Below are 2,963 nucleotides of genomic sequence, written 5' to 3'. Positions count from 1 at the left end.
AGACCATCCGGGCGGCCCTGCTTTATGCCGACCTGCGCGGCTTCACCGAGTTGTCGGAGTCGACCGAGGCGAAGGAGGTGATCGCTGCACTCGACGCCTGGTTCGACCGCATCGCCGGTGCCGTCCATGCCTTCGGCGGTGAGGTACTAAAATTCATTGGCGACGGCGTGCTGGCGATCTTCCCGATCGGAGAGCGTGATGCTGCCGCCGCATGCGATGCGGCGCTGCGCGCGGTCGCCGCCGCACGCGCCGGCATGGACCACCTCCATCACACCCGCGTCGCGCAAGGCGTGCCGCCTCTTTCGTTCGGCACGGCGCTGCATCTCGGCGAGATGCTGTGGGGCAATATTGGCACTGCCGACCGGCTGGATTTCACCGCGATCGGCCCCGCGGTGAACCTAGTGAGCCGACTGGAGGGCCTGTGCCGACCGCTCGGCCGCACAGTGTTGCTCTCCGGCACTTTTGCAGCGCAAACGACGCAGCGACTCATCCCGCTCGGCGAGCACAGGCTGCGCGGCATCGCCGCGCCGTGCGCGGTGTTTGCGCTGCAGTAGTGAAATGCCGCGCCTCTCTCGTGCGCTGCTCGTCCGAATTGTCACCAATAAATTCCACTTTTTGCTCCAAAAAGTCCCACAAGGGCGCAACGCCAAATCGTGGCGGGATCCAAGTTCGCCAACGCAATCGGTCGTTGGTGTTACAAATACCCAAAACAGAACAAATAGGCGGTTCGACAGGTTGCCAAGCCTCCTAACGGCGGAGCTGCGGGGCGGATAGTCTTAAAAGCTTCTGACCCGATGGTCAGTCGACATTCGAAGGCTGAAGATCAATTCAAACGTCATCTACGAGCAGCAGCTCGCCGGATTTACAATAGAATGTACAGGTCATTTCAACCTGGTCCATGATCCACGTACAAACGCCAGCTGCTTTGCTGAATGTAAAGTAATCGGTCTCTCCTAGGCTGTGCGCTTCGAGTGCTTGCCCGGCGGCATCTCGATTTGCCCCAACCGAAATTTCATAGGTTTCGTGAACGGCCGCTGACGAGAGCTTGTTGCCTTTGATGTCGAAGTCAGTGCTGACAGGTAAACTGGAATTGGACGGCGTCAATTTACGCCTCAGCCTTAGATCGTCGCTGCAAAAAACGCACCAGCCGCGAATTTCGGCCTCTTGCCAATAATATTACTATATTATAATAGTTTTATTGAGGTCTGGAGGGATCTTAGGAAATTGACCTAAATCGGGAGGAATAATCATGTCGTTCATGAAGAGAATTCTGCTTGCCAGTACGGTTGCCGTGTCCTTTGCTGGAGTCGCGGCCGCGGCTGACCTTACGGTTGGCTTCTCACAGATTGGATCGGAGTCCGGCTGGCGTGCTGCCGAGACCTCAGTTTCCAAAATCGAAGCGAAGAAGCGTGGGATCGATCTCAAGATCGCAGATGCACAGCAGAAACAAGAAAACCAGATCAAGGCGATCCGCGGCTTTGTCGCTCAGGGTGTCGATGCCATTTTTGTTGCACCCGTCGTCGCAACAGGCTGGGACACGGTCCTCGCTGAAGCCAAGGAAGCCGAGATACCGGTCATTCTGCTCGACCGGACGATCGAAACTGCCAATGACGGTCTTTATTTGACGGCGGTAACGTCTGATACAGTGCATGAGGGCAAGGTAGCGGGTGAATGGCTTGTCAAGACGGTCGCGGGCAAGCCCTGCAACGTTGTTGAACTGCAGGGAACAGTCGGATCGAGTCCAGCTATCAACCGCAAGAAAGGATTTGAGGAGGGCATTGCACCCGCTTCGAACATCAAGATCACCCGCAGTCAGACGGGCGACTTCACCCGCGCCAAGGGCAAGGAAGTCATGGAAGGCTTTCTTAAGGCGGAGAATGGCGGCAAGAATATCTGTGCGCTCTACGCGCACAATGATGACATGGCCGTTGGCGCGATCCAGGCAATCAAGGAAGCCGGCCTGAAGCCGGGCAAGGATATCCTCGTTGTCTCCGTCGATGCTGTGCCGGACATCTTCAAGGCGATGTCGGAAGGCGAGGCGAACGCCACGGTCGAACTGACGCCGAACATGGCAGGACCAGCATTCGACGCCCTGAAAGCCTACAAGGAAAGCGGCAAGGCGCCGCCGAAGTGGATCCAGACAGAGTCCAAGCTCTACACGCAGGCAGATGATCCCAAGAAGGTCTACGAAGAGAAAAAGGGACTGGGGTACTAATCACTCCATCGTGGCTGGCCGTCCGGATCGGGCGGCCGGTTCTACCGACAAAACCGCTCACGGGAGAGGGCGCTATGACGGACGATCCGGTTCTGCTGGCCGCTCGAGGCATATGCAAATCTTTTATTGGCTTCAAGGCGCTCGACGCTGTCAATTTCACCATTCGGCAAGGTGAGACACATGCACTGCTGGGCGAGAACGGCGCGGGCAAATCAACGCTGATAAAGGTGCTCACCGGCGTACATCAGCCGGATTCGGGCGTTATAGAGCTTGACGGGCACCCAATGCACGTCCGTGATACGCTACAGGCCCAGAATCTCGGCATTGGCACGGTCTACCAGGAAGTAAACCTGCTGCCAAACATGTCCGTTGCGGATAATCTCTTCGTTGGCCGTCAGCCGATGCGCTTCGGGTTGATCAATCGCCGACTTATGGAGAAGCGGGCGCGCGAACTGCTCAGCCAATATGCCCTTCACATCGATGTTTCGTCGGATCTGTCCCGCTATTCGGTCGCGGTGCAACAGCTTGTCGCGATCGCACGCGCGGTCGATATGTCCGGACGTATTCTCATTCTCGACGAACCGACGGCAAGTCTTGACCGCCACGAAACTGAAATCCTGTTTGCAACAATCAGGCAGCTGAAGCAACGCGGGCTCGGAATCGTCTTCATCACGCATTTTCTCGATCAGGTTTATGAGATTTGCGACCGCGTCACCGTACTGCGCAATGGCAGACTTGCCGGATCGGC

General features: G+C 57.0%; 4 protein-coding genes. 3 read left to right on the top strand and 1 reads right to left on the bottom strand.

Annotation, left to right across the window (positions count from 1 at the left end; genetic code table 11):
* A partial coding sequence (locus AAAC48_RS27925) for an adenylate/guanylate cyclase domain-containing protein (RefSeq protein ID WP_340657314.1) occupies window positions 1-554 on the top strand: 554 nt, incomplete at its 5' end.
* A gap of 274 nt (window positions 555-828) precedes the next feature.
* Here the strand turns inward: AAAC48_RS27925 and AAAC48_RS27920 are convergent.
* Window positions 829-1,104 carry a DUF1398 family protein gene (locus tag AAAC48_RS27920; RefSeq protein WP_340657313.1) on the bottom strand — a complete coding sequence of 92 codons (276 nt, stop codon included), beginning with the start codon at window positions 1,102-1,104 and terminating at the stop codon, window positions 829-831.
* Window positions 1,105-1,258: 154 nt separating this feature from the next.
* Here AAAC48_RS27920 and ytfQ point away from each other — a divergent pair, with 154 nt between their 5' ends.
* Together ytfQ and AAAC48_RS27910 are read left to right on the top strand one after the other, a co-directional pair.
* Window positions 1,259-2,215, top strand: a complete 957-nt coding sequence (gene ytfQ / locus AAAC48_RS27915; RefSeq protein WP_340657316.1) for a galactofuranose ABC transporter, galactofuranose-binding protein YtfQ — start codon at window positions 1,259-1,261, stop codon at window positions 2,213-2,215.
* A 74-nt stretch (window positions 2,216-2,289) separates the two neighbouring features.
* The coding region (locus AAAC48_RS27910) for an ATP-binding cassette domain-containing protein (protein WP_340657312.1) at window positions 2,290-2,963 on the top strand (674 nt) is incomplete at its 3' end.

The organism is Phyllobacterium sp., from assembly GCF_037994405.1.
Lineage (GTDB): Bacteria > Pseudomonadota > Alphaproteobacteria > Rhizobiales > Rhizobiaceae > Phyllobacterium.
This window is presented reverse-complemented; position numbering and strand designations above follow the sequence as displayed.

Excerpts from the sequence above, each read along its gene's own strand:
- ytfQ (WP_340657316.1), top strand. The coding sequence starts at position 1,259 with ATGAAGAGAATTCTGCTTGCCAGTACGGTTGCCGTGTCCTTTGCTGGA.